Genomic DNA, 25,865 nt, shown 5'->3' on the forward strand with positions numbered 1-25,865 from the left:
GTTTATGGGCAAAGAGCAGGGGCATGTAAACTGGATGGATCAGATTTTCCTCGATTATGAAAAGAACGGCGGTCTAAAGAATAATCCTGGCTTTGGAAAACCACTTCCGGAGTCGGCGCTCTCGGGAAATATGTATGATAACTTCTTGGCGAAGGCCAAAGATGCCGGCTTTCTTCCGCTTTGGATAAAATGGCAAAAAGAAATTCGGGAAGCACTAGCCGAGGTGGTTCGCTTGAGAAAAATGAATGAAGAAGAATCTGAATTAAACAATCGAATTGAAGATATTAATGAGAAAGTACGTACATATAATGGGATTTGTCCGCCCAAAATGCAACGTAGGGAAATAGAGTTGGAAAGCGTTGAAATCCAGTATGGAAAATGGAAGTAATTGATAATGTACAAAATGTGGGTATTTGTATGACGTGATTATGAAAGGATTATGATATAATGGCATGAATAAAAAACAGAGAGAGGGACTTCGATTGGAAAACAGAAAAGAAGTTTTTTCATGGATTAAAGCGATTGTGATTGCAGTCATTCTAGCTTTTTTAATTCGAACGTATATTTTTGCTCCCATTGTCGTGGACGGTGAGTCAATGATGCCAACTCTGCAAGACCACGAACGAATTGTACTTACCAAGTTTGGAACCGATATCGATAGCATCGACCGGTTTGATATTGTCGTTTTTCATGCAACGGCAGATAAAGATTATATAAAAAGGGTTATCGGTCTGCCAGGTGACCATATCGAATATAAAGATGATACGCTTTATATTAATGGGAAAGCTTATAAAGAACCATACCTGGACAAATATAAGAATGAGATGGCAGGAATGCCGCTGACCGAATCCTTCAAGCTCGAGGATATTACAGGCAGTATGACAGTGCCGGACGATCAGCTGTTCCTTATGGGGGACAATCGCCAAAATAGTTTGGATAGCCGTGAAATCGGTACGATTTCCGTTGATGAAATCGTCGGCAAGGCGAATCTAGTGTACTGGCCAATCAAGGAAATAAAAATCGTGAATTAAGACGTAAGCGGACTCGGTCATCGAGTCCGCTTTATCATTGGCAAATATTCATTTCGCATTCAAGTTTTTCAACATAAAACGTGTTTATTCTACTTTTTTTTACTTTTTTTATGAAAATCAACTCATTTTAGGTTAAATTAGGTTATCCTATTAAAAAGAAGTAATCACGTTAACCAGGCCCGCATTATTAATTGGATTACTTTGTAAAAAGGGTGACTGAGATGGAGTACTAAAGATGGACATGGTAAAAGAACTAATATCAAACTATGGTTATTTTGCGATATATGCACTGCTGGCCATTGGGATTATTGGCTTGCCTGTACCTGATGAGTTTATGATGACTTTTGTCGGCTATTTGTCATCCATTTCTGTTTTGAATGTCCAAGGGGCATTCCTCGTAAGTTTTCTTGGTTCGATTTCTGGGATGCTGATCAGTTATTTCATTGGGAAAAAGGTGGGTAAGCCTTTTTTGAGAAAGTATGGTAAGTGGATCAAAATGACTCCTGCAAGGGTGGAAAAGCTGGAGAGTTGGTTCAATAAATACGGTCCATGGACCCTTATCATTGCTTATTTCATCCCGGGTGTTCGCCACTTCGCTAGTTATTTTTCCGGAATGAACGGAATGGAGAAACGGAAGTATTTCATTTTTGCAGGTGCAGGAGCATTTAGTTGGTGTTTGGTATTTACGTCTTTTGGCTATTTCATTGGTGTGTTGACTTAATTTATTACTCCAATAGCTATTCCAAGGTTAAAAATCCCGTTTCTGGATTCCGGAAATGGGATTTTCCATTTCTGCCTTTTATTATTGAGCGGAGTATCCACCGTCGATGACCAGCTCGGCACCAGTTACGTATGAAGCGTCATCGGATGCTAGATAAAGCACGGCATTTGCAATATCCGCCGGCTGACCCAAACGTTGTAATGGAGTTGCCTTGATCATTTGGTTCACTAACTCTTTTGACTCTTCTAATTTTTGTGTCATTGGTGTTTCGATGATACCAGGGAATACGGCATTGACACGGACGCCCATGCGGCCATATTGTGTTGCAGCTGCCTTGGAGATAGCACGAACGGCACCTTTGGAAGCTGAATAAGAGTTTAAGCCCATACCGATTTGAGCTGTAAAGGAAGAAATGTTCACAACTGCGCCTTTACCTTCTTTAGCCATGTAAGGAACAACGTGTTTCATTCCAAGGAAAGGTCCAAATCCATTAATGCTTAACATTAGCTGCCAATCAGCCAATGTCGTATCGTTAATGCCTTTTTCTGTTGATATCCCGGCATTGTTAACCAAAATGTCGATTTTGCCAAATTTAGCGATCACTTCATCCGTCACCTTTTTCCAGCTTTCATCTGAAGATACATCAAGTACAGTTCCATGGACGTTATCCAATTCATTTACAACAGCTACAGCTTTTTCATTGATATCAGCCGCAATGACTTGTGCTCCTTCCTTTGTGAATAGGTCTACCATTTCCCTGCCCATGCCAGATGCTCCGCCAGTGAGAATGGCTACTTTATCAGTCAATCTTCCCATCATGATCACTCCCAATTAGTTTGTTATAACCATGAATATATGTCAAAGCTAGTTCAAAAGTTATATTATCAACGAGCAATACTATTCCTTCTGGATGAATCCGTCAAGCATTTTATTTTCCGGCTTGCGCCTTTACTTTTTCTTGCTGGATAAAAAGTGGATGCATGTTTGCAATAGTTGATATATTTAAATGGACTGCCCATAATCGCTGTAAGTTGAAAACGTTATCAATCATTTAATATTCAAATATTGATCCCATAGATTGGCAAAATCTAAATGCTTAACCCGTTCTATTTGAAACGATTCACAAGTAATCTTGTAGAGGCATTGCATGCAATTAGGGTCCTCGAATTCCTGGCAACTGTTGTCGGGGAGCACGATAAGTTCAATTCTAGTGAGTAAAATTGAATACTGCAATCTTTTTGTACTTTTAATACAAATTTTTATAACGTCATTCCAATTTTGGTTTTTTCTGAAATTTAATGTAAAAAGGAGATCATCCATGTATGAATAACAGAACGTATCTTTCCTTGGCCATTCCGCTTACGATTTCAACGATGAGTACGCCCTTGCTCGGTGCGGTTGATACGGCTGTGGTTGGAAGGTTGAGTGATCCCGCTTATATTGGCGGCGTAGCTGTCGGAACGATTATCTTTAATACGATGTATTGGCTTTTTGGTTTTCTTCGGGTCAGTACATCTGCCTTCGCTGCACAAGCAGAGGGTGCAAGGGATGAAAAGCAAAGCCTGATGGCCTTGATTCGGCCTTTTTTCATAGCGGCGATTATAGGTCTTCTTTTTATCGTGATCCAAAAACCCATTTTGCATGTTTCGTTAGGCGCAATTGGTCCGGGATCGGAAGTATCCGCCTTTGCTGCAGATTATTTCGGCATCCGGATATGGGGTGCGCCTTTTGCATTATTGAACTATGTCATCTTAGGCTGGTTAATCGGGAAATCGAAGATCAAAACATCTTTGTTCATACAAGTTTTCATGAACGTGATCAATATTGTCTTATGCCTGGTTTTTGTAAATGGCTTTTCATGGTCTGTATCAGGCGTTGCTGCCGCTTCATTGATATCAGAAATTGCCGCTTTTTTACTGGGCTTGTGGGTGATCCGGAAAGCGGTTAACGTCCCGGATGCATTTTCATTACTGGAGGGGTTCGATCGGGCTTCCCTGAAAAAAATGATGGTGGTCAACAGGGATTTATTCATCAGGACCATTTGTCTGATCACGGTTTTCAATTTTTTTACGGCCAAGGGAGCCACTTTCGGGACAGAGACACTGGCGGCCAATGCCGTACTCATTCAAATCCATTATCTGATGGCCTATTGCTTTGATGGATTCGCTAACGCTTCGAGTCTCCTTGTCGGGAAGGCCATCGGTTCAAGAAATATACACCTTTATAACAAAACTCTCTCACTATCGGCGCAGTGGGGCTTGTATGCTTCTTTCATACTTGCCGTATCATACTATCTATTTAGCGATGAGATTATCCTGCTTTTCACGAATATTCCAGGAGTCATCGAACTGGCCCATGAATACGGACTTTGGATTGTTTTATTCCCTTTCAGTGCCTTTATCGGACTCATTTTCTATGGAGTGTTTACCGGTGCGACTGAAGCCGTTCCTGTAAGGAACTCGATGCTCCTTGCCCTATTGGCTTTTCTATTTGTCCAATTTTCAGCAGTCCCGCATCATGGCAATCATGGATTATGGCTTGCATTCCTGGCTTTCAGTTTAGGGCGTTCAGTGTTTTTAGCATTATACATCCCAAGACTGAACCGAAAAGTAACAAAGCTGATGGATGACGATCGTCTAATGAAATCATCTTCTTTTTAATGAAAAGAGGGTTTGTGTAGGGAACTTTATCGGTAGTTTGACGTTAGCGATAATACGGGAATACGAAGAAAAGGTAGCAACATTTGGCGAATAAGATAGTAAAAGTGATAAAATGAAAAATATATATAAAAGAGGAGTTGTCGATTTTGAATGAATTGAATTGGCGAGAAGAAGTTGAAAAACGGAAAATGGACCTGTTACTGGACACACAAAATTTATTGAAAATAAAAAGTGTACTGGATGAAGAACATCCGACTAAGGAGGCCCCATTCGGTAAAGGGGTGAAGGAAGCGCTTGATTTCATGCTTCAATTAGCCGAAAAAGACGGTTTTACCGTGAAAAATGTTGATAATGTCGCTGGTCATATTGAAATGGGTGAAGGCGAGGAGTTAATCGGGATATTATGCCATGTCGACGTAGTACCTGAAGGGGATGGCTGGAGTTCGGATCCGTTTGGAGCTGAAATCCGCAATGGCCGCATATATGCTCGTGGGGCAATCGATGATAAAGGGCCGACGATGGCTGCCTATCATGCGATGAAGCTGGTACGGGAGCTAGGGGAGCCTTTGAACAAACGCGTGAGGATGATTATTGGAACCGATGAAGAATCGAACTGGCGCTGCGTTGACCGGTACTTTGAAGTGGAGGAAATGCCCACGATGGGCTTCGCACCAGATGCTGACTTCCCGATCATCAGTGCGGAAAAAGGAATCTGGGATTTCTCTGTTATACAACCAGCCGATGTAGGAAATGGTACGAACTCTGAAGTGAACGTAATGGAATTTTCTTCAGGTCGAAGGACGAATATGGTACCGGATTTTGCAACGGCACTTGTGGAGGCGGCTAACCCTGCTGAAGTAGTGGCAAACTACCAGGATTATTTGCAAAAATACTCATTGAAGGGCCAAGCTGTTCCGCAAAAAAATCAAGTGCTTCTGGAATTGAACGGTGTCTCGGCGCACGCGATGGAACCGAAAAATGGTAAGAATGCAGGTCTGCATTTAGCCGTATTTTTAGCTGATCATACTCTTGATCCGCATGCGAAAGCTTACTTCTCTTTCATCAAAGATCGTTTGTTTGAAGATTCCCGCGGAAATAATTTAGGTGTGGCATATTCGGATGAGCAAACGGGTGAATTGACGGTCAATGCCGGCGTTTTCAATTATTCCAAACAGGGGGACAGCTCGATTGGTTTCAGTATGCGATATCCGGTGACGTTCGAATGGGACAAGGAAAAGGCGGCATTAGAAGATAGGCTTGCGGCATATAATTTGAAAGTGAAGACCAATTCGCATTCAACGCCGCATTTTGTGGACAGTGAAAGCTTTTTGATTAAGACGTTGCAGAAAGTTTATGAAGCGGAGACAGGTGATAAAGCTGAACTCCTTTCCATTGGGGGAGGCACCTACGCCCGTTCGTTGAAGGAAGGCGTTGCATTCGGCCCGCTTTTCCCTGGCAGCGAAGACATTGCGCATCAGAAAGATGAATATATTGATATTGAGGATATGCTTAAGGCTACGTCCATTTATGCACGTGCCATTCATGAATTGGCTAAATAAGAGGCTAAAGAGGGAGAAAATATGGGAAAAATCATTTTTAACAGCGACCTTAAAAGCAGGTCGGAAGTAAAGGTTGATATTGAAGACCGGGGATATCAATTCGGTGATGGAGTCTATGAAGTCATCCGGGTTTATAATGGCGAATTATTTGCGGGGGACATGCATCTGAACAGGCTGATGGACAGCGCGAAGTTGATTAAGATGAAAGTTCCCTATACTGTAGGGGAAATCAAGACCCGTATGAAAGAGCTGATCACTGAAGACCAACTGAAGGACGGTATCGTCTATATGCAGTTGACGAGAGGAGTATCTCTGCGTACACACGCGTTTCCAAGTGCAGAGGTGGAACCGGTCTTTGTTGCCTATACGAAGGAAACTCCTTATACAGGAAAAATGAAGCCAGGGGTCAAGGGAGTTACGACCGAGGATATTCGCTGGCTGCGCTGTAATATCAAGAGTTTAAATCTACTGGGTAATATAATGGCTAAACAGCAAGCGGTGGAAGCTGGCTGTGACGAAGCGATTCAGCATCGTGATGGCACGGTGACGGAGGGAAGTTCGTCCAATGTCTCAATCGTGGTGGATGGATTACTTAAAACGCATCCGGCCACAAACTTGATCCTGAATGGAATTACCCGTCAAGTGATGCTGAAGCTTTGCGCTGATCATGGAATTCCCTATGTCGAAGAAGCCTTCACAGTCGAGGACATGATGGCAGCCGACGAAGTCCTTTATACGAGCACAAGCGTTGAAGTGACACCAATTATTAATATCGATGGCCAATCGATTGGTTCCGGAGAACCCGGTCCGATAACCCAAAGACTGCAGAAACTGTTTTCTGAGGAAATCGAGAGGCAATGCGGTCCGGTTAAATAAATGTGTTCATCCCCTTGCCATAACTGGCAAGGGGTTTTTTTTATTTTTCAGCAATCTCTGAGGTGTATGCCGGAAGGGAAGGAAAACATGTCCGAATCCTTTTTACCCGCCTGTGTTTTTAACGTTTATAACATCCTCCTTATGCGGTAGAAAACCTTTGAAAATTTAAGTTTGTCCTTTTTGACATTTTCAAGATTCAGGAATATACTTGCTAATAACCTAAAAAGTTTACCCATTGCAACATTTTGAGTTGCGTGTAAAAGGAGTTGAGATAGATATGTCTGATGTATTGCATCAATCTTCTTCCAGAGGATTTAAAAAACTGCTTCCTTATCTAGGACCGGCATTTATAGCGGCTGTGGCCTATATTGATCCGGGGAATTATGCCACCAATATTACAGCCGGATCAAAATATGGCTATACGTTATTATGGGTTATCTTCGCTTCTAATTTAATGGCTGTATTAATTCAATCACTGTCAGCTAAACTAGGGATAGCAACTGGGAAAAATCTTCCTGAATTATGCAGGGAGAAATTTTCGAAAAAGACCTCATTCTTATTATGGATTCAGGCCGAAGCCGTTATCATGGCAACAGACTTAGCAGAATTCATAGGAGCTGCACTTGGAATCTATTTGCTCTTTGATTTGCCGCTTATCACATCGGCCATTATAGCCGCAATTGGCTCCTTTGCCATTTTGGAAATCCAGCGTAGAGGGTATCGTACATTCGAAGCCTTGATCACGGTCATGATTTTTGTTGTAGTGCTTGCCTTTGGTGCTCAAGTTTTTTATGCACAACCTGACACTTCGGCTGTTGTTTTAGGACTCTTCACTCCAAAATTCGAAGGGGTGGACAGTATTTTACTATCAGCGGGTATGCTTGGAGCGACCGTTATGCCACATGCAATTTACCTTCATTCCTCTTTAACTCAGAAGAGAATAGTCGGTAAAAATGATTTGGAAAGAAAGCGGATTTTCCGTTTTGAACTAATTGATATTGTCATTGCCATGTTGATTGCAGGTGGTATCAATGCTGCCATGGTCATTGTTTCAGCTGCCCTATTTCATAAGAACGGAATACTTGTAGAAGACTTGGATGTGGCTTACCACCAATTTGGTGCCATGCTTGGACCATCTGTCGCGATGTTTTTTGGAATAGGATTATTATTTGCCGGTTTATCAAGCTCTTCCGTTGGTGTAATGACCGGTGACGTAGTCATGCAGGGATTCATTAAAAGGCATATACCGATTTATTTGAGAAGGGTCATTACAACCGTTCCACCACTGATCATCATATTATGGGGAGTGAATCCATCTAAAGCTCTTGTGATGAGTCAAGTGATACTCTCGTTTGGAATCGCGTTTGCCTTAGTGCCATTGATCATGTTTACTAGCAATAAAAACATCATGGGCAACCTGGTTAATCATAAAATCACCACGAGCGTTGCCTGGCTTATTGCAATACTTATCATCGGGCTGAACTTATTCCTGCTTTATGAAACACTGTTCAGCTAAAGGGGAGAAGGACCAATTTTTGGTCCTTTTTTCTTTGCTTATCATTTGTTCTTTGAATAGATCGTCCGTCACCGGGGAAATCCGACCTAATGCATGAGCAAATCGTCCGTCAATGCGGAAAATCCGACCTAATGCATGAACAAATCGTCCTTCTCAGCGGGGATCCGACCTAATGCATGAACAAATCGTCCTTCTCAGCGGGGATCCGACCTAATGCATGAACAAATCGTCCGTCACCGGGGAAATCCGACCTAATGCATGAACAAATCGTCCGTCAACGATGAAAATCCGACCTAGAACATGAACAATTCGGCCCTTCTAAACCCTTGTTTACGGATTGATTTTCCCAGTCGGAATATCATGAAGACAAGTACGAGTGGGGGTATATCCAATGGGAATTATGGTAAAATTATAGGGAAAACAGGAAGGAATGTTCGTGACCATGAATACTCATTTTTTCTTTGCTTTAGTGTTACCTGATGATATAAAGGCATACTTATATGCTGTAACGGAACAACTGAAGTCAGAGTTTCCATTTAAGAAATGGCTGCATCCAGCCGATTATCATATTACGATGGCGTTTTTGGGTAATGCTCCCGATTCATTGAAAAAGGATGCTTTGGAGCGTGTCGAAAGGGAGCTTGCCGATGAGACCTCATTCGAGCTGAAACTTGACGGTATCGGTGGTTTTGGCAAGAATGAAAGTCCAAGAATTCTTTGGGCAGGTGTCCAAAAGCAAGAAAGGCTTTTTACCATTCAAAAGAAAATCTATGACTCATGTGTAGAGGCGGGTTTTGAACTTGATAAAAAGCCGTTTAAGCCCCATATAACGCTAGCAAGAAAATACGAGGGGGAAAGTCCCTTTTCGCTGGAGGGCGTCCGACAGATAGCCAATTTGGAGGGTGAGCATTTTGAAGCAGTCCAGGTTGCGCTTTATCAAACACATCTCGGAGCTTTCCCTTCATACGAAAAGATAATCACGATAAACTTTCAATAATAGAGAAAGAAAGATGGGTGGTGGTCGAATGGCACAGCTCATAAAGATGCAGGATTATATTTCCCGGTATGAGCAGGATATTTATCGATATCCAACACAATTTGCACGACTGAAAAAGCAGCAATGGGATAAATTGAAGGCTGCATATGATGCGGGCGAGCTAGATCGATTGTATAGCGAATATGACGCGGGTGAAATCGAGGTCAAAATTGACGCGCCTCACGAAGAGTCAAAGGGCTTATTCAAAAAAGTGAAAGGCATATTTCACCGAACGGATAAACAGGAGGCAGAGGCAGAAGAGTTGCTAATATCGAACCAGGTTGAAAATCCCAATATATTTTCATTGAGATTTCCGAACCGTCCAGCTAGTGTGGATGAATTAAAGCAGAATTTTTTAAATCAATTGCTCCGCTTTCAAATGAAATGGGGGAGTTCGACGCTTCGTGAAAAGTCATTTGTGGACCAAACATTCTTTTTGGATGAAAGGCTCCGCTTTTTTCTGCAGCGTTTTCCGGATACGTTTCTCGTATTATATAAACCTATCTTTCTATTGAAAAACGCCCCTGTTGAAGTCGATGTCATTTTATTGACCCCTATTGACGCTTGGTGCATCACTTTTCTGGAAGCGGAAGAAGATGCAGCTTTCATCGGTTCAAGCGATCGGTTCTGGGTCCGCAGGCATCATAAGCATCCTGATAAAAAAGTGCTCAATCCTTTATTGGGTGCAAATCGGATGGGGAACATCGTCTCCCAGTTATTTGAGCTATATGAAGTGAATGTGCCGATAAAAAAGGTGATTCTATCGCGAAATGGTTATGTGGATTATCTTGAAACTCCATATGATATGACCATATTGGATAAGCGGACCTTCCCGGAATGGTTTGAAAAAATGCGTTCCATTTCATCTCCGCTTAAGGCACAGCAATTAAAAGGAGCTCAGGCATTGCTGGAATATTGCCAAACTACATCCAGCCTGCGACCGGAATGGGATTCGGAATATAATAACCAAACAGAGGGAAATGAGCATGCCGCACCTTAACGAAACACTGTATTTCATTGTCAATCCAATGGCTGGAAATGAAGAAAGTATGAAGGTTTGGAAAAAAGCCGAGGAAATGTTGAAATCACAAGGTGTTCCTTATGAAGTGTTTTTTACGAGAGAAAAGGGGCATGCATTAAGATTGACGAAGGAAATCCTATCAGGGACGAATCAGGAAACAAGGGTGATCGCTGTCGGGGGAGATGGTACGATAAATGAAATGGTAAATGGCGCCATTCGTTTTCCTCATGCAATCATCGGAGCACTTGCGGCTGGATCTGGCAATGATTATGTAAGGGGCGTTCAAAAAACAAAGAGTGTGGAAGAAGCCCTTTCTTTATTTCAGGAGAACGCCTGCAGGTTCGTTGACATTGGACAGTTTGAGACGGATGGTAGGGTTGGTTATTTTATGAATAGCCTGGGTATGGGGATTGATGCGGAAATTTCCTTTGAATCCGACCGTTCGCTTTTGAAAAAATGGTTTAATTTTGTCAAAGCGGGTAAATTAATTTATCTGTTCATATTTTTAAAAAAGTTATTCAAATATGAGCCTAGCTGCATGGAATTGATCGTTGATGGAAATCGGCATCTATTGAAAAAGGTTTGGTTCATCGTCATTGCGAATCAGCCGTACTTTGGCGGCGGAATGAAGATTTCACCGATGTCAAAGCCGGATGATGGCAGGTTGAATGTGATTGCGGTCCATGATATTTCATGGTTGAAATTATTGAGCGTATTCATCACCGTTTTATGGGGCGGTCACCTGCACATTAAAAACGTTGATGCTTTTTCTGGAGAAACGATGAAAATGAAGAATTACGGGTCAGTAAAAATCCAATCGGATGGAGAAATTGTTGGAATGGATGAAGTAGCTGTAGAGGTTCTGAAGGAGAAAATCCGCGTCATGTTCAAGGATGATAGTTGATACAAAAATATGAAATGATTTATTTGTTTTTGTTTTATGCGTATAATCGTTTTATAGTACTTGACGAAGAAACCGTTTTTCAACTAAAATTTAATTTATGGCTATTGTTAAATTGCTCAATAGCTATTTTTTTATTTCTCAAAAATGAGGATGTTTTTAATTGCGGGTGTCATCCCGATGCACGTATATATGCAGCTTCGCCAGCAGGCGGATTTTTTATTAAACATGGACTCAAAGTAGTGGTAATACATACACTAGGTGAACGTACCCACATTTGTATGATTAAGCGAGGAAATCGAAGGTGAACCAGTTGGAACATTTATTAGGTCAGGAGTGGGATATATCCCCTGCTGGAGGAGCTACGGGAGAAGCCTTTATTGCCGAAAAAGATGGGCAGAAGCTCTTCCTTAAACGAAATTCATCGCCATTTTTAGCTGTTCTATCAGCTGAGGGCATTGTTCCAAAGTTAATGTGGACAAAACGCCTGGAAAATGGGGATGTAATTACGGCCCAGCATTGGATGGAAGGCAGGGAGCTATCTCAGCAGGAAATGAACAATATAAGAGTCGCAAAGCTGCTTCAAAAAATTCATCAATCCGATCCTTTGTTAAGCATGCTCAAAAGGCTTGGGAAATCCCCTTTACGACCTGAAAGTATACTTACAGACATAGAAACCGGGTTAACTTCGGATGTTACGGAAATCCCGATTATCAAGCAAGCCATTCATTTTTTACAGAACAATCTCCTGTTGATTGAATGTGACGAAAAAGTCGTCTGTCATTGTGATGTGAACCATAATAATTGGCTTATGACGGAAACCGACGGATTGTTCCTAATTGATTGGGACGGAGCGGTCATTGGCGATCCGGCCATTGACCTCGGCATACTTCTGTATTCTTACGTCCCAAGGAATGAATGGAAGCAGTGGCTTGCCCGATATGGCAAGAAGCTTGACGCAGGCCTGGAGATGAGGATGAAATGGCACACGGTTTCACAACTTGTGCTTTCCATCCAATGGCATCATCGTAGAAAGCGGTACGAGGAAAGAAATGATTTACTGCAAAAACTTGAAGCATTATTAACGGTTGACTGATCCGTATTGATCCATGTCATCCACCCACTGGGATAAGTCGTTCTGGTGGGTTGTAATATGTGCATCTAAATCAGCGGCACCGATGCCTGTCTGACTGTATTCGTAAATCTCTGTCAGTATCGTTTTCACATTGCTATCAATATCCATATTGACCATTAAGGATTTGACGAGCCTTTCAACCTGCTCACATTCAGAAACGGATCCGCAGCAGTCTGATTGATGATTGGTTAATATATCTTTCAATAGTGACATTTGATGTTCATGGGAAAGTGGCATTATAATTTCTCTCCTTTCTTAAATATGGATCTAAGGGATTCTCAGGTTGTTTTCGCCTGCCCTTCACTTATTTATGGTGTGTTTTGCGGAAAGTTTTATACATGAAAACTACAGAGACTGCCGCCTGGATGGACGGTGGTTTTTTTGTTGATTCAGTGGGTACATGCAGGCTTTTCCTGAAAAAATCAACTTGCAGGAATCCATCCACTCGTGTTATGGTTTGAACGATTATATTTATAAATAGGGGTGTCATCATGCGTTTAAGAAATAAACCTTGGGCTGAAGACCGTTTGAATGATTTTCCACAATATGTAATTCAGCAACCAGTGAGCCATAAAGGTAAATGGCATGAAGTTTTCGGTAACGATAATCCGTTATATATTGAAGTGGGTACAGGGAAAGGCCGTTTCATTACAGAAATGGCGAAGGCCCATCCTGATGTGAATTTCATTGGAATAGAAGTATATAGAAGCGTCATTGTAGCTGCACTGGACTTGCTGATTGAGGCGGAAGTGCCAAATTTAAAGCTGTTGAATGTCGATGCTGCGAACTTAGGGGAATATTTTGAAAAAGGTGACGTTGATCGCGTCTACTTGAATTTCTCTGATCCATGGCCGAAATCACGTCATGCTAAACGTCGGTTAACGTATAAGACCTTCCTTGAAGTTTATGAAGGCATCCTGCCAGACCAGGGAGAGATTCACTTCAAGACGGATAACCAAGGATTATTCGAATCTTCATTGAAGAGTATATCCGAATACGGCCTGCTCTTGAAATATGTAAGCCTTGATCTGCATAACAGCAGCTTTGAAGGTAATATCATGACTGAATATGAAGAGAAGTTCTCGAGTAAAGGAAACCGGATATACCGATTGGAAGCAATGTTCCAATAATGTTCGATTAGAAACCAGGTGCACTGCATCTGGTTTTTATGTGGTTTAAGAATAGATCAATGCGCTCTTTGCGCGCAGAAGCAATAAGGCTGCCGTGAACCTCTCAATAAAACTTTATCAAAGCAAAACATACTTCAATGGTCGATACTTGATGACGGGTATTTTCAGAATACTAAGTTATGGATGAGATATTATAAAACCTTAAGCCGATACGAAAGATTTTCATTGGGTAAATCGTAAAGGATAAATAAGTGTGTTTTTTTATTCCTACGAACGTGATGACCGTTATCAATTTCAATAATTGGAAGTGGATGTTAAACTAAAGGGAGAGGAGGGGTAAAATGGAAACTTTGCAAATCGGGGAAATTAAATTAACATGGCTGAATGGCGGTGTGACTCACTTGGATGGTGGTGCAATGTTTGGTGTTGTACCGAAACCGCTCTGGTCCAAGAAGTATCCTGTTAACGAAAATAACCAGATCGAGTTACGTACGGATCCAATTTTAGTGCAGGCAAATGGGTTGAACATGCTAATCGATTCAGGGATTGGTAATGGGAAGATGAATGATAAGCAAAGACGGAATTTTGGGGTGGCGGAGGAATCCAATCTTGTCGAGGATCTTGACAGTCTTGGGATAGGGCCAAATGAAATCGATTACATTTTAATGACCCATCTGCATTTCGACCATGCATGTGGCTTGACGAAACGTGAAGGTGATGCTTGGGTGCCTGTTTTCGAGCGTGCAGAAATTATTACGACACAAACTGAATGGAAAGAAATGCAAAACCCCAATATTCGTTCAAAAAGTACATATTGGTCTGAAAACTGGGAAGCGGTAGCTTCTCTTGTGCGTCCTTTTGAAGGAGAGAAAGAAATTACGGACGGTATTAAAATGATCCATACAGGTGGGCATAGTGACGGACATGCAATCATTATCCTTGAGGATGGTGAGGATAGGTTGATCCATATGGCAGATATCATGCCGACGCATGCACATGCGAATGTCCTCTGGGTACTCGCTTATGATGATTATCCGATGACTTCCATCGAGGCGAAGGAAAAGTGGATGAAATCCGGACTGGAAAATGGGTCTTGGTATAGCTTTTACCATGATGCCCATTACCGTGCAATCAAATGGGATGCAACAGGTAAGGGGATAATAGCCGAATTGAAACGGAAGCGGTAAGTGGGATAGCGAAAGGAGGACGTCATTTTGACGGTCCTCCTCTTGTTTCAATCATTTTGCGCATTTAGCTCCAAGATCGTTCCTGTAGAGGCATCTGCAACAAATTCGAATTGCTCGCGTTTTCCCTCTGTGTTTCTAGTGATCCCGCCTTTATACACTTCATAGTCCAAATCATTTTTTGTATAGATTTCCGGCTTCATCAAGATCCATGAGCCATATATATTTCCATCTTTTTTGACTGTTTCCTTAACTTGGGCTAACACTTTATCCGGAGAAGGTCTGCTAGATTGATCCAATATTTGTTTTGTCGCATAGCCAGCAGCGAATCCGGCTACAGTACCTAGTAAAAACGTTTTCCAATTCATTGATTTCTCCTCCATTGCTTTTTTTCAATCACTTCTTCTAGTATACAGAAGAACGCTTTATTTGACTAACAATTTGAAATTTTAACCATTAACTGATAAATTAGAACTATCTAGTGTAATATGATGCTAAGTTCTGTAAAATAGTAAGAAACAATACATAGGTTAGGGGTAAAAAGATGAATCATGAGACTTTAGAACTTTTTAAGACATTGACGGAATTACCAGGTGCCTCGGGAAATGAACATGCAGTTCGGAGTTTCATGAGGAGTGAGCTTGAAAAATATTCAGATGAAATCGTCCAAGACCGGCTTGGTGGAATTTTTGGCGTAAAAAGAGGGTATGAAGAAGGACCCACGATACTTGTTGCCGGTCATATGGATGAAGTAGGCTTCATGGTCACCTCCGTAACGGAAAATGGAATGATTCGCTTTCAGACTCTAGGAGGCTGGTGGAGTCAGGTGCTTTTGGCACAAAGAGTGGAAATCATTACCGATAATGGTCCTGTTATTGGTGTCATCGGTTCGATTCCGCCTCATTTACTTGATGAATCACAACGCTCAAAACCAATGGATATCAAAAATATGCTTATTGATATTGGTGCGGATGATAAGGAAGATGTGAAGAGAATCGGTATTAAGCCTGGTCAGCAGATTGTGCCGATTTGTCCATTCACGCCAATGGCCAATGAGAAAAAGATTCTCGCAAAAGCCTGGGATAATCGCTACGGCTGCGGACTGGCAATCGAGTTGTTAAAAGATCTGAAAGATGAAACATTACCGAATGTCTTATATTCCGGAGCAACCGTGCAGGAGGAAGTGGGATTACGGGGGGCGCAAACGGCGGCTCATATGATCAAACCGGATATTTTCTTCGCTTTGGATGCAAGCCCGGCAAACGATATGTCAGGCAGTAAAAGTGAATTTGGCCAGCTTGGGAAAGGGGCACTGCTCCGCATTCTTGATCGTTCGATGGTTACACATCGCGGCATGAGGGAGTTCATCCTTGATACAGCAGAGTCTAATGATATTCCGTATCAATATTTCGTATCCCAAGGCGGCACGGATGCAGGCAAGGTCCATATTGCAAATGAGGGCATTCCAAGTGGTGTGATTGGTATTTGTTCACGCTATATTCATACACATGCATCCATGATTCATATTGATGATTATGCCGCTGCACGTGAATTGATTGGAAAATTGGTTCGTTCCTGTGATAAAACGACATTTGAAACATTGATAAATAACGGCTGATAGAGGAAGCTGAAATGGAAAGGGATACAGTCAGATATCCTTTTCCAGCAGCTTTTTTTTTGCATAGAAGGAAGGTAACTATTATGAAAATAGCAGTGGGCAGTAAAAATCCGGCGAAGGTAAAGGCTGTGCTGGGCGTATATGAAAAAGCTGATATCATATCACTCCAAGTGGAAAGCGGGGTTTCGGAACAGCCATTTTCAGATGAAGAAACGATGGATGGGGCAAAGACGCGTGCCCTGAACTGCTTGATTCACAGTGATGCCGAAATCGGTATTGGACTTGAAGGCGGCGTCGTGAAAATGGAGCAAGGCCTATTTCTGTGTAATTGGGGTGCGATGGCAACGAGAGACGGCGCGGTCTATGTTGCAGGCGGTGCGAGAGTTCCACTCCCCGAAATTGTAGCTGAGAGGCTGCTGGGCGGCGAAGAACTGGGACCGGTGATGGACAACTTCACAAAGCAAGAGAATATAAGCAAAAAAGAAGGAGCGATTGGCGTGTTTACTAATGAGCGAATCACCAGAGGAGATATGTTCCTTCATATCATGAGGATGCTTGCAGGTCAACACGAGTATAAGCTGAAAATGAAAAAGTAGAATGTTTGAATTACTGGCATGAGTGTATGCTTCATTTTGATATTTCAGCAGTACGATATCAATTCTACGAGCGATTTAATGGAATACTGCCACAACAGAGCAAGATTTGACAGGATTTAAATTTGTCGGGTTGCTAGTATAGATGACAAGGAGTGAGTGGGATGGGGTGGATTGAATCGATCCAAAAGGCCCTTGACTATATCGAGGAGCACTTATTGGATGACCTGACAATCGAGAATATTTCCTGGGAAGCGAATGCCTCCGCTTTTCACTTTCAACGGACGTTCACCATCTTAACGGATATATCCGTTGGTGAATATATCCGGCGCCGAAGATTGACCTTGGCGGCGCAGGAGATATCAAGCACAAATGGCAAGGTTATTGATTTAGCCTACAAGTATGGCTACGACACTCCCGAGGCCTTCTCAAAAGCTTTTCGAAGGCAGCATGGAGTATCTCCAAGTGAAGCCCGGAAGTATATGGGGAAGCTGAAATTCTATGAACGCCTGGTGATACAGGTGATTTTGAAAGGGGAAAAACCGATGAAATACAATATCCTTGAAAGAGATTCTTTTCAATTGATTGGGATCAAGCAAGAGTTTTCTTTGGTTAATGAAGGAAATTTGGTTGGGATTCCGAAGTTGTGGGAGAAAGTGAATGCGGATGGAACGAGCGACAAATTAGAGCAGCTGAACAATGGCCAAATAGTTGGATTGCTCGGTGTGTGTGTCGATAAGAGGGCAGAGGAAAAAAATGAAACGATGGATTATTGGATAGCTGCAGAGTATGCCGGGAAAGTACCCGAAGAGTTTTCAACCCTTACGATACCGGCTTCCAAGTGGGTTGCATTTGAAGTTCACGGACCTATGCCTGATGCCATTCAAAAAGCGTGGAAGCAAATTTTTTCCGAATGGTTTCCTACAAGTGGTTATGAACATGCCGGAATTCCTGAACTGGAAGTATACACGAATGATGACGCTTCAAACCCTGATTATTACTCAGAAATTTGGATTCCTATTAAAAATAGATAAGTTTAAATGCATTTCGCTTGTAGGGTGGGTTATTCTGTTTCCCTACAAGCTTTTTGCGGTTTGATTGTACATAATCGTTTTCCCTTTTACCTTGATGAATGCATTATTCTAGAATGGCAGGCATGATTGGTTCGTCAAGGGAGAGTCACAATCCATCTTCAAAAATATAAGAGAGCACCTTCATGGCTTGATTCACGGATTCGACCGTGACACTCGCCTTTTCTGATAATTCCTTTAAGGCATGGTGATGGGATTCGGGGCGGATCAAAATAAGCGGTTTACCGAGTGAAACGGCAGTGCTTGCGTCCATGGCGGTATTCCATTGTTTATATTTTTCGCCAAACAGAGCAACGACCAGGTCAGCTTTTTTCATCAAAAGACCTGTCCGCAAATTATTAATTTGGGAAGCGGCCGTATCCTTTTGAATCGGGTTCGGTTGTTCACCAAGAATATCTTCACCGATATGATCGGATCGTTCATGGTTCTCCATCGGACCGACAAATTCTAACGGTAGCTTCAAGGCAGCGGCCTTATCTCTCAACTCACTTCTCCAATTTGAATGGATTTCCCCAGCAAGATAAACGGTTAATTTCATGGTTTTCCTCCTCTGAATTTAAATTGCTTTCATTGTATCATGTTTTGAGAAAATGGATGAATTTCATAAATAAGGATAATAGTATGCATAAGAGAGTAAAAGTGACGGCTGGAGGAATGACAATGGCTTTATCGAATAAAAAATTTCTTATTATATTTCTGATATTGAGCAGTTTGATTGTGGGCTGCTCCAGTATCGATAGACAAACAAAAAAAGCAGAGAAGGCCGCAGAATTGGCATTTCGAAACGATGAAAAACAGCCCAATATTGAGGCAGGGCTTATTCAGGTATATATGCCAAAGGGTTTTAAAGTAGTGGAAGAACATGATAATAATTTGATTTTACAAAAAGGTGATAAGATTTATATATTATTTGTCAATCCTAATGAAAAGGAAGACAGCTCCGTCTTATTTTTGGCGATAAAGGAACAAGATGATCAATATGTAGTGCTGCATTCATTTCAAAATGATGATAAGTTCGGTTTTATCTCGATTAAAGAGTCACCGAATGAAAAGTATGAGCTAGCAGTGGGGATCGGTGGAGTCAAGTTGACAACGGAAACGGATAAGGACCATCTAAAAACCGATGCGAAACAAATGATGGAAGTCGTTTCATCTGTGCCGCAAAAATAAGTAAAAGTGCTGTCGTTCAACCAATCCGTATTAATGGTTGATTTCTGAAGAGTCTGGTATGATGGGATTATAAAACCTAAGATATCATTTAGAGCAGGAGGAATATTCAAATGGAAAATTTACAAACTGTGGAGCAATATGATGCATTAAAAAATGAAGGCAAACATATTTTTCTTTTTTCAGCAACATGGTGTGGAGATTGCCGTGTAATCGAACCGATCATGCCCGAGATTGAAACGAAATTTCCGGATTTTACATTCATTTATGTAGATCGAGATGAATTCATCGATGTGTGTGCAGCTAATGATGTATTCGGTATACCAAGTTTCATTGCTTATGATAATGGCAAAGAACTAGGCAGATTCGTGAGCAAGGATCGCAAAACACAAGAACAAATTGAGGAATTCATTCAATCACTATAATCAATTTCCCCTTCTCGCTGGGGATTTTTCAATGAAGAGGAGGGTCAAACATGAAAATGGACAGCACGAAGCTGAAAAATATCTTGAAGGATCGTTTAAAAGATGATAACCGATCATTCAAATTCGATAGCAAGCAAGATACGTTACGGGTGGAAAATGTGAAAACCGGGAAGGGGATCACCATCGAGTTGCCTCCTGTACTTGCTAACTATGAAAACGTGCAGGAAAAAGCCATCGATGAGGTTGCCTATTACGTGGAAGAGGCCTTGAATGTAATGGGCGGAGAACACAGCATGGAAGGCAAGGAGAAATCCATTTTCCCTGTCATCCGTTCGACTTCCTTTCCAATGGAATCAGAAGAAGGAAATCCCTTTTTATTCGATGAGCATACGGCTGAAACCCGGATACTTTACGCACTCGATTTGGGGAAAACCTACCGTCTGATTGATGAAAAGATGATTCAACGGGAAAATTGGCAGGGTGACAGGATTCGTGAAATTGCCCTTTTCAATGCCCGGTCCCTTTCCACTGAAATGAAATCGGATATCGTCGCCGGTAATAAATTTTACTTTTTAAACACCAATGATGGATATGATGCTAGCCGAATTCTTAACGACTCCTGGCTTCGGGACATGAAGGACAAGATGGAGGGGACCATGGCGGTGGCCATTCCGCATCAGGATGTCATCATCATTGCCGATGTGAAGAACGATACGGGATATGATATTCTGGCACAAATGGCCATGAGCTTCTTTGCGAGCGGTCATGTACCGATAACGGCTCTATCATTCCTTTACGAAGAAAATGAGTTGGAGCCCATCTTCATTATGGGTAAAAACAAAAAGCGTGAACAATGAATCATTGAAAAACATAGGACCGTGTCAGCATGGAAAAGTTCCAGCTTGGCAGTGGTCCTTTATTTATGGAGTACTATGTGCAAGTTTAGTAGAGTTAGAAGTTTTTCAGGTCCATATGTTCAATGAAAAGGAAGCGTGAGTGACAAAGCAGCAAGGAATTTTTTTTTTACAGCCGTAAGTAATCATAATTCCAAGAGGGATATCTCCGGAATGTTCTGTTTAATGGTGTTGAAATTTATTTTAGTATGGGTGATAATATAGTTAGATTATTTTGAAAATAGAGATTATTGCTGATGGTGAATAGGGACTGGTATGAGTTTCAGTCTGAATTGGTTCACGATTTAAAAAACTGAATATTTAAATTATATAGCGGATGAATGTTGTGGGAGAGTGCAAAATATAATGCCACCGAAGGAGCAAGTTCCAAAAATCGCCCTTGGATCAAATCTCTCAGGTAAATGGAACCGCAACTGGACGCAACTCTGGAGAGCGCGTATGAAACATGACGCCACCAAAGGGGAAATCTCCAGAAAATAAAATGGAGTTAAACTCTCAGGTAAAAAGGACAGAGAAGGGGAGCAGTAAGTTTACGCAACCCTTTTCTGTCCTTTTTTGGCGTGCAAAAAAGAATGGGGCCAGCTTTATTTGGCTTCTGACAGGCAGGCGTGCAGCGAAACGAAGCCTTCCATTTCGAAAGGCCTTCCTGATCAAAAACTTATATTGAAATAAAGGGGGAAAATATTTTGAAAAATCAATTAATGAACATGCTTGAAGCCCGTAAAGAGGAAATGGTTCAAATCCGCCGTCATTTACATGAGAATCCCGAGCTTTCCTTCAAAGAAGAGAAAACAGCACAATATATCATTGATTTTTATAAGGGTAAAGATGTGGACATTCAAACGAATGCAGGAAATGGATTAGGGGTCATCGTAACGATCGAAGGCGGGAAACCAGGGAAAACGATAGGTCTACGAGCCGATTTCGATGCATTGCCGATTACAGAAGAAACGGAGGTTCCGTTCCGGTCAACAAATGAAGGTGTCATGCACGCCTGCGGACACGATGGCCATACCGCTTATTTATTGGTCCTGGCAGACTGCCTAGTAGAGTTAAAAGATTCCCTTTCCGGTACCATTAAAATCATTCATCAACATGCAGAAGAAACACCCCCTGGAGGTGCAAAAAGTATTATGGAATCAGGGGTTCTGGATGAACTGGATGCTGTTTTTGGCATTCATTTATTCCCGACATATCCAGCTGGGGAAATTGGATATCGCAGCGGCTTTTCGATGGCTGGAAGGACCTACTTCAAATTGGAAATAAAAGGCATGGGCGGCCATGGTTCATCCCCGCATATGGCCAATGACGCAATTGTAGCAGGTGCCCATTTCGTCACAGCCGTGCAAACCGTTATCAGCCGCCGCTTGAACCCTTTTGATATGGGCGTGGTTACGATCGGTTCTTTTGATGGAAAAGGTAGTTTTAATGTCATTAAAGATTGTATAGAAATAGAAGGGGATGTCCGTTACATGACAGCAGAGACACAAAAGCTGATAGATAAGGAAGTCCACCGGATCGTTAAAGGGATAGAAACGGAATTTGGTGTTCAGTGTGAACTTTCGTATGTGCCTGATTATCCACCGTTATATAATGACCCTGAACTGACTGGATTCGTGAAAAATAGCCTTGAAAGTATGAACGACAAAGATATTAAGAAGGTCATGGAATTTCCGATGTTCTCAGGTTCGGAAGATTTTTCGTATTATGCAGAAAAGATTCCTGGCTGCTTCTTTTACATCGGCTGTAAACCAAAAGGGGTGGAAAGGGCTTATTTCAATCACCATCCTAAATTCGATATAGATGAAGATGCCCTATTGATCGCTGCCAAATCAGTCGCACAAGTTGTATGCAGCTTTGGTGAATCGGAATAGTCAAAATGGCCCTTTCTTAGCAAAAAAAACGCTGGAACCCACAAAACACCGTTCGGTTTAAACGAACGGTGTTTTATAAGTTTCAGCAGTTATATGAATGCCACCGGCGATTTCGTATAGGGTGATGGCATGTGTTACGGACGTCTCTAATAGTTGCATGGAAACTTAATCTCTTTGTAAACGCGATTTAACAGCGGTGTTTTATTTAAATAGTAGACTAGGGACTAAAGTTATTTCGCGGCGGATAGGTTTAAACTCTTTTCAGAAGGGGTTTAGTAGGGTAGGAGTTAGGCGAAAAACGTAGAGTTGGTAAAGAATCGGAAAAAAATGTACATACAAATCCCAATTTAGCTTAAATTTTCTCGATATTTTAAAAATAACTGGTAGAATTAGTTACATAACTACAGATGTAGAAAGAGTGATAGGTTTGAAATGGCTAAATAAGATGAAAAAATGGTTCCAAGCAGAGGAAATTATTGAAATTGAAGAAATTATTATAGATGAACCGCTTGATGAAGAAACATTAAGGAATATGGATTTTTCGAAGATTTCTAAGGAAAAGAAAGAAGAAATAAAAGTTTACAATCAAACAGTGGAAAAAATGTCCCAGACAAAAGATCCGGATACAAAAATCCTGTTTCAATATCCAAAAGGAGAGTTCAAGTTTCCTCTCATTCCCGACAGGGAGCATAACAAAAGAAGACCTAGGGAAAGAAAGAAAGAAGATCACGAACCAAAGCAGGGAAACATGCCCAAAGAAACGAGAAGGCCAGTGAGGGAGCCTGAACCAAAACGGGGAAGCACGAATCGGGAGCCTGAACCAAAACGTAGAAGCACGAATCGGGATTCAAACCCAAAAATAGTCCCGTCGAATACTCCATTCCGCCCAACGGAAATCCCTTCACCTATTTATGGATTTCGCCGTCCGGAAAAAAAGATCGTCCCTTCTGAAAAAATTGTCGAATATGAATTAGAAAGCACACTGCCTGTTCTTAAAAAAGAAGAACTTCATAATGATATTCCAGCATCAATCCCTGAAGTTCCAACAGCCTATGAGGAATTGACGATAGAACCATCCGTTCTTGTACCAGAACAAGTGGAAGAAAAAAGAGAAGGGTCGGAAATACCCGCTTTCTTTCGTAAAAATTCCATTGAGGCGGCACCTGAAGAACCAGTAAGCGAGCCCGCTGAACTAATAACAAAACAAGTGGAAGAAAAAAAGGCCTATGAACACGATCATGATGATTTTGGACGAGAAGTCGCTGTATCCATAATGGAACAGGTTGAAGATGCACCGCCTGAAGCTATAGAGGTTCCTCGGGAAACCGCGGTACTATCACCTCAACCGATGAGTCATGCAAGTGAATCATCATCTGTGATACCGGATGAACAGCCTAAACCAACGAAAAAACATATCCCTTTTAATGTGATGATGCTTAAGCAAGATCGAAAAAGAAACGAGTTCTTGAATAAAATGATCCCGGAAAAAAAAAGCCTTAATGCCGAAAGGGAAATAGTTTCACTTGAAAAGGAACCTCTAATTAATGCTGATGAAGCGGAGGCAGGACAAGCGAAACCAACCATTCCTGAAGGGCAGACGGAGGAAGGTAAGGGTATGTTGAAAGATGGAACTCCTGTCACTCCAGAACCCGCAAACTTCACGGAAACCAACTATGTTTCCGAAAAGGTCGCCAAGCCCGAAAATGCCGTTGAAGCCAATATCGGTTCGAACCCGATCCATGAAACTTCCATTTCTGAAAGTGGTAATCGTGGTGCAGCCTTCTCCAAAGCAGAAAGGAGACAGAGTGCAGCCCCAGAATCTTTTGGTTCCCTGGAGGTCGATGATAATCCATACTATGTGTTTCCAAATATTGAGTTGTTGACACCTCCTACTTATGCTGTGCATGATGATGAGTGGCTCGAGGAACAAACTTTATTACTGGATGAGACGTTGAAAAATTTTAATGTCCGTGCAAAAGTTGTCAATGTCACTCAAGGGCCGGCAGTGACTCGTTTCGAAGTGCATCCGGAACCGGGAGTGAAGGTGAATAAAGTGACAAACCTGATGGATGACATCAAATTAAGCCTTGCCGCCCAGGATATGCGGATGGAAGCGCCGATACCGGGTAAACATACAATTGGGATTGAGATTCCGAATAGGAAAAGCAAGCCGGTATTTTTGCGAGAGGTTTTGGAAAGTACTGAATTTCAAGAGCATGAATCACCTCTTGCAGTGGCACTCGGCCTTGATATATCAGGTCAGCCTATTATCACGGATTTGAGAAAAATGCCTCATGGATTGATTGCCGGACAAACGGGATCAGGGAAAAGTGTCTGTATCAACACCATGCTGGTCAGCTTGCTTTATAAGGCGACGCCTCAGGAGTTGAAATTACTATTAATCGATCCGAAAATGGTCGAGCTTGCCCCGTATAATCGAATCCCGCATTTGGTCAGTCCGGTCATAACCGATGTAAAGGCCGCTACGGCTGCGCTGAAATGGGCGGTAGAGGAAATGGAACGACGCTATGAATTGTTTGTACATGCCGGTGTCCGTGATATCAGCCGCTTTAATGACCAAGCGGAAAAAGCCGGTCAATATTCGAACAAGCTGCCCTATATCCTGGTGATCATCGATGAGCTTGCAGATCTAATGATGATGTCCCCGGCTGATGTTGAGGAGGCGATCTGTCGCATTGCTCAAAAAGCCCGGGCCTGTGGCATTCATTTAATTGTAGCCACTCAGAGACCTTCAGTCGATGTCATCACTGGATTGATCAAGGCAAATATCCCGACAAGGATCGCGTTCTCTGTTTCTTCCCAGGTCGACTCGCGCACGATTATCGATAGTGGGGGAGCAGAAAAGCTGTTAGGAAGAGGAGATATGTTATTTGCTGAAAACGGCTCATCAAAAACGGTTCGTTTGCAAGGGACTTTTGTAAGCGACGAAGAAATAGATCAGGTCGTCAACCACGTGAAATTGGAGCAGCAACCGAAGTATCTTTTTGAACAGGAAGACTTACTGAATAGGGCCCAGGTCACTGAAGAAGCGGATGAACTGTTTTTCGAGGCTTGTGAATTTGTCGTGAGCCAGCAGGCTGCATCTGCATCGAGCGTCCAAAGGCGCTTCAGAGTCGGTTATAACCGTGCAGCGCGTCTAATAGAAATGATGGAGCAGCAGGGAGTCGTATCTGAATCCAGAGGATCAAGACCCAGGGATGTTTTGATTACAGAAGAAGAACTGGAATTTTTAGATGGTAATTAAGAGAACCGATTTAAAGGAAATTGTATATAATGTGAAAGGGTGAAAACCCGTTGTTATCACCTTAATGGACGGAAAAGCCAATGATTTGATAAATTGGCATCTGCCTGACATGGATGTATGAATAAAAAAGTGATATAATAGTTATTTG

General features: G+C 42.0%; 25 protein-coding genes and 1 riboswitch. Of the genes, 21 read left to right on the forward strand and 4 right to left on the reverse strand.

Features of this window, described 5'->3' with window-relative positions:
* The first annotated feature begins 4 nt into the window (after positions 1 to 4).
* The 3 genes from LQ203_RS00265 (at position 5) to LQ203_RS00275 (ending at position 1,752) form a co-directional block, all read left to right on the forward strand.
* The gene (locus LQ203_RS00265) at positions 5 to 388 is read left to right on the forward strand and encodes a DnaJ family domain-containing protein (RefSeq protein WP_230154521.1); all 384 of its coding nucleotides are present in this window, start codon (positions 5 to 7) and stop codon (positions 386 to 388) included.
* 64 nt (positions 389 to 452) lie between these two features.
* Positions 453 to 1,031 carry a signal peptidase I gene (lepB, locus tag LQ203_RS00270; protein WP_230154523.1) on the forward strand — a complete coding sequence of 193 codons (579 nt, stop codon included), beginning with the start codon at positions 453 to 455 and terminating at the stop codon, positions 1,029 to 1,031.
* A 235-nt stretch (positions 1,032 to 1,266) separates the two neighbouring features.
* Complete coding sequence (locus LQ203_RS00275; protein ID WP_230154524.1) at positions 1,267 to 1,752, forward strand: DedA family protein; 486 nt, start codon at positions 1,267 to 1,269, stop codon at positions 1,750 to 1,752.
* Positions 1,753 to 1,833: 81 nt separating this feature from the next.
* On the opposite strand, the gene LQ203_RS00280 is transcribed toward LQ203_RS00275, so the two are convergent.
* The gene (locus LQ203_RS00280; RefSeq protein ID WP_230154525.1) at positions 1,834 to 2,568 is read right to left on the reverse strand and encodes an SDR family oxidoreductase; all 735 of its coding nucleotides are present in this window, start codon (positions 2,566 to 2,568) and stop codon (positions 1,834 to 1,836) included.
* Between the two features lie 506 nt (positions 2,569 to 3,074).
* Here LQ203_RS00280 and LQ203_RS00285 point away from each other — a divergent pair.
* From LQ203_RS00285 to LQ203_RS00320, 8 genes are all read left to right on the forward strand, one after another.
* Positions 3,075 to 4,412 carry an MATE family efflux transporter gene (locus LQ203_RS00285; RefSeq protein WP_230154526.1) on the forward strand — a complete coding sequence of 446 codons (1,338 nt, stop codon included), beginning with the start codon at positions 3,075 to 3,077 and terminating at the stop codon, positions 4,410 to 4,412.
* A 146-nt stretch (positions 4,413 to 4,558) separates the two neighbouring features.
* A complete protein-coding gene (gene pepV, locus LQ203_RS00290; protein ID WP_230154527.1) occupies positions 4,559 to 5,971 on the forward strand; it encodes a dipeptidase PepV in 1,413 nt (470 codons plus the stop codon).
* Between the two features lie 21 nt (positions 5,972 to 5,992).
* Entirely contained in the window at positions 5,993 to 6,847 is an 855-nt protein-coding gene (gene dat, locus LQ203_RS00295; protein ID WP_230154529.1) for a D-amino-acid transaminase, read from the forward strand.
* 277 nt (positions 6,848 to 7,124) lie between these two features.
* Positions 7,125 to 8,363 carry an Nramp family divalent metal transporter gene (locus tag LQ203_RS00300; RefSeq protein WP_290370496.1) on the forward strand — a complete coding sequence of 413 codons (1,239 nt, stop codon included), beginning with the start codon at positions 7,125 to 7,127 and terminating at the stop codon, positions 8,361 to 8,363.
* 442 nt (positions 8,364 to 8,805) lie between these two features.
* Complete coding sequence (thpR, locus tag LQ203_RS00305; protein ID WP_230155337.1) at positions 8,806 to 9,360, forward strand: RNA 2',3'-cyclic phosphodiesterase; 555 nt, start codon at positions 8,806 to 8,808, stop codon at positions 9,358 to 9,360.
* A 28-nt stretch (positions 9,361 to 9,388) separates the two neighbouring features.
* Positions 9,389 to 10,399 (forward strand): NERD domain-containing protein, encoded by a 1,011-nt coding sequence (locus LQ203_RS00310; protein WP_230154531.1) that lies wholly within the window; start codon positions 9,389 to 9,391, stop codon positions 10,397 to 10,399.
* Positions 10,386 to 11,324, forward strand: a complete 939-nt coding sequence (locus tag LQ203_RS00315) for a diacylglycerol kinase family protein (RefSeq protein ID WP_230154533.1) — start codon at positions 10,386 to 10,388, stop codon at positions 11,322 to 11,324. The genes LQ203_RS00310 and LQ203_RS00315 overlap by 14 nt, the downstream gene beginning before the upstream one ends.
* A 310-nt stretch (positions 11,325 to 11,634) precedes the next feature.
* On the forward strand, positions 11,635 to 12,417 hold the full coding sequence (locus LQ203_RS00320; protein WP_230154535.1) for a phosphotransferase family protein: 783 nt from the start codon (positions 11,635 to 11,637) through the stop codon (positions 12,415 to 12,417).
* On the opposite strand, the gene LQ203_RS00325 is transcribed toward LQ203_RS00320, so the two are convergent.
* Positions 12,403 to 12,693, reverse strand: coding sequence for a YtzH-like family protein (locus LQ203_RS00325; protein WP_230154537.1), 291 nt, complete (start codon positions 12,691 to 12,693; stop codon positions 12,403 to 12,405). The genes LQ203_RS00320 and LQ203_RS00325 overlap by 15 nt on opposite strands.
* A gap of 254 nt (positions 12,694 to 12,947) precedes the next feature.
* Between LQ203_RS00325 and trmB the strand changes: the two genes are divergently transcribed.
* Entirely contained in the window at positions 12,948 to 13,586 is a 639-nt protein-coding gene (gene trmB, locus LQ203_RS00330; protein WP_230154539.1) for a tRNA (guanosine(46)-N7)-methyltransferase TrmB, read from the forward strand.
* 341 nt (positions 13,587 to 13,927) lie between these two features.
* A complete protein-coding gene (locus LQ203_RS00335; protein WP_230154547.1) occupies positions 13,928 to 14,773 on the forward strand; it encodes an MBL fold metallo-hydrolase in 846 nt (281 codons plus the stop codon).
* 47 nt (positions 14,774 to 14,820) lie between these two features.
* Here LQ203_RS00335 and LQ203_RS00340 read toward each other — a convergent pair whose 3' ends face one another.
* On the reverse strand, positions 14,821 to 15,138 hold the full coding sequence (locus LQ203_RS00340) for a PepSY domain-containing protein (RefSeq protein ID WP_230154556.1): 318 nt from the start codon (positions 15,136 to 15,138) through the stop codon (positions 14,821 to 14,823).
* A gap of 176 nt (positions 15,139 to 15,314) precedes the next feature.
* On the opposite strand from LQ203_RS00340, the gene LQ203_RS00345 reads away from it, so the two are divergent.
* The 3 genes from LQ203_RS00345 to LQ203_RS00355 all read left to right on the forward strand — a co-directional run bounded on the left by LQ203_RS00345 (position 15,315) and on the right by LQ203_RS00355 (position 18,015).
* Positions 15,315 to 16,388, forward strand: coding sequence for a M42 family metallopeptidase (locus LQ203_RS00345; RefSeq protein ID WP_230154559.1), 1,074 nt, complete (start codon positions 15,315 to 15,317; stop codon positions 16,386 to 16,388).
* 83 nt (positions 16,389 to 16,471) lie between these two features.
* The gene (locus tag LQ203_RS00350; protein ID WP_230154568.1) at positions 16,472 to 16,984 is read left to right on the forward strand and encodes a DUF84 family protein; all 513 of its coding nucleotides are present in this window, start codon (positions 16,472 to 16,474) and stop codon (positions 16,982 to 16,984) included.
* Between the two features lie 161 nt (positions 16,985 to 17,145).
* Positions 17,146 to 18,015 (forward strand): AraC family transcriptional regulator, encoded by an 870-nt coding sequence (locus tag LQ203_RS00355; RefSeq protein ID WP_230154574.1) that lies wholly within the window; start codon positions 17,146 to 17,148, stop codon positions 18,013 to 18,015.
* Positions 18,016 to 18,160: 145 nt separating this feature from the next.
* Here the strand turns inward: LQ203_RS00355 and LQ203_RS00360 are convergent, their stop codons facing one another.
* Complete coding sequence (locus LQ203_RS00360) at positions 18,161 to 18,610, reverse strand: YtoQ family protein (RefSeq protein WP_230154576.1); 450 nt, start codon at positions 18,608 to 18,610, stop codon at positions 18,161 to 18,163.
* A gap of 83 nt (positions 18,611 to 18,693) precedes the next feature.
* Here LQ203_RS00360 and LQ203_RS00365 point away from each other — a divergent pair, with 83 nt between their 5' ends.
* The 5 genes from LQ203_RS00365 (at position 18,694) to LQ203_RS00385 (ending at position 25,717) form a co-directional block, all read left to right on the forward strand.
* Positions 18,694 to 19,242, forward strand: coding sequence for a hypothetical protein (locus tag LQ203_RS00365; RefSeq protein WP_230154578.1), 549 nt, complete (start codon positions 18,694 to 18,696; stop codon positions 19,240 to 19,242).
* A 110-nt stretch (positions 19,243 to 19,352) separates the two neighbouring features.
* Positions 19,353 to 19,664: a thioredoxin family protein gene (locus LQ203_RS00370; protein ID WP_207436825.1), complete on the forward strand. Its 312-nt coding sequence runs from the start codon at positions 19,353 to 19,355 to the stop codon at positions 19,662 to 19,664.
* A 50-nt stretch (positions 19,665 to 19,714) separates the two neighbouring features.
* Positions 19,715 to 20,521: a DUF1444 domain-containing protein gene (locus tag LQ203_RS00375; RefSeq protein WP_230154580.1), complete on the forward strand. Its 807-nt coding sequence runs from the start codon at positions 19,715 to 19,717 to the stop codon at positions 20,519 to 20,521.
* 373 nt (positions 20,522 to 20,894) lie between these two features.
* A riboswitch (glycine riboswitch) is annotated at positions 20,895 to 20,998 on the forward strand.
* Between the two features lie 266 nt (positions 20,999 to 21,264).
* Positions 21,265 to 22,452: a M20 family metallopeptidase gene (locus LQ203_RS00380; protein WP_230154581.1), complete on the forward strand. Its 1,188-nt coding sequence runs from the start codon at positions 21,265 to 21,267 to the stop codon at positions 22,450 to 22,452.
* A gap of 427 nt (positions 22,453 to 22,879) precedes the next feature.
* Positions 22,880 to 25,717, forward strand: a complete 2,838-nt coding sequence (locus LQ203_RS00385) for a DNA translocase FtsK (protein ID WP_356713522.1) — start codon at positions 22,880 to 22,882, stop codon at positions 25,715 to 25,717.
* The last annotated feature ends 148 nt before the right edge of the window (positions 25,718 to 25,865 follow it).

The organism is Peribacillus sp. Bi96, assembly GCF_918698115.1.
Lineage (GTDB): Bacteria > Bacillota > Bacilli > Bacillales > DSM-1321 > Peribacillus.

Coding starts and splice junctions, on each gene's coding strand:
- LQ203_RS00325 (WP_230154537.1), bottom strand. CDS start 12,693: ATGCCACTTTCCCATGAACATCAAATGTCACTATTGAAAGATATATTA.
- LQ203_RS00360 (WP_230154576.1), bottom strand. CDS start 18,610: ATGAAATTAACCGTTTATCTTGCTGGGGAAATCCATTCAAATTGGAGA.
- LQ203_RS00275 (WP_230154524.1), top strand. CDS start 1,267: ATGGACATGGTAAAAGAACTAATATCAAACTATGGTTATTTTGCGATA.
- LQ203_RS00355 (WP_230154574.1), top strand. CDS start 17,146: ATGGGGTGGATTGAATCGATCCAAAAGGCCCTTGACTATATCGAGGAG.
- LQ203_RS00345 (WP_230154559.1), top strand. CDS start 15,315: ATGAATCATGAGACTTTAGAACTTTTTAAGACATTGACGGAATTACCA.
- LQ203_RS00335 (WP_230154547.1), top strand. CDS start 13,928: ATGGAAACTTTGCAAATCGGGGAAATTAAATTAACATGGCTGAATGGC.
- LQ203_RS00280 (WP_230154525.1), bottom strand. CDS start 2,568: ATGGGAAGATTGACTGATAAAGTAGCCATTCTCACTGGCGGAGCATCT.
- LQ203_RS00340 (WP_230154556.1), bottom strand. CDS start 15,138: ATGAATTGGAAAACGTTTTTACTAGGTACTGTAGCCGGATTCGCTGCT.
- lepB (WP_230154523.1), top strand. CDS start 453: ATGAATAAAAAACAGAGAGAGGGACTTCGATTGGAAAACAGAAAAGAA.
- LQ203_RS00375 (WP_230154580.1), top strand. CDS start 19,715: ATGAAAATGGACAGCACGAAGCTGAAAAATATCTTGAAGGATCGTTTA.
- LQ203_RS00350 (WP_230154568.1), top strand. CDS start 16,472: ATGAAAATAGCAGTGGGCAGTAAAAATCCGGCGAAGGTAAAGGCTGTG.
- LQ203_RS00300 (WP_290370496.1), top strand. CDS start 7,125: ATGTCTGATGTATTGCATCAATCTTCTTCCAGAGGATTTAAAAAACTG.
- dat (WP_230154529.1), top strand. CDS start 5,993: ATGGGAAAAATCATTTTTAACAGCGACCTTAAAAGCAGGTCGGAAGTA.
- LQ203_RS00265 (WP_230154521.1), top strand. CDS start 5: ATGGGCAAAGAGCAGGGGCATGTAAACTGGATGGATCAGATTTTCCTC.
- LQ203_RS00315 (WP_230154533.1), top strand. CDS start 10,386: ATGCCGCACCTTAACGAAACACTGTATTTCATTGTCAATCCAATGGCT.
- LQ203_RS00365 (WP_230154578.1), top strand. CDS start 18,694: ATGCATAAGAGAGTAAAAGTGACGGCTGGAGGAATGACAATGGCTTTA.
- LQ203_RS00310 (WP_230154531.1), top strand. CDS start 9,389: ATGGCACAGCTCATAAAGATGCAGGATTATATTTCCCGGTATGAGCAG.
- LQ203_RS00370 (WP_207436825.1), top strand. CDS start 19,353: ATGGAAAATTTACAAACTGTGGAGCAATATGATGCATTAAAAAATGAA.
- thpR (WP_230155337.1), top strand. CDS start 8,806: ATGAATACTCATTTTTTCTTTGCTTTAGTGTTACCTGATGATATAAAG.
- LQ203_RS00285 (WP_230154526.1), top strand. CDS start 3,075: ATGAATAACAGAACGTATCTTTCCTTGGCCATTCCGCTTACGATTTCA.
- trmB (WP_230154539.1), top strand. CDS start 12,948: ATGCGTTTAAGAAATAAACCTTGGGCTGAAGACCGTTTGAATGATTTT.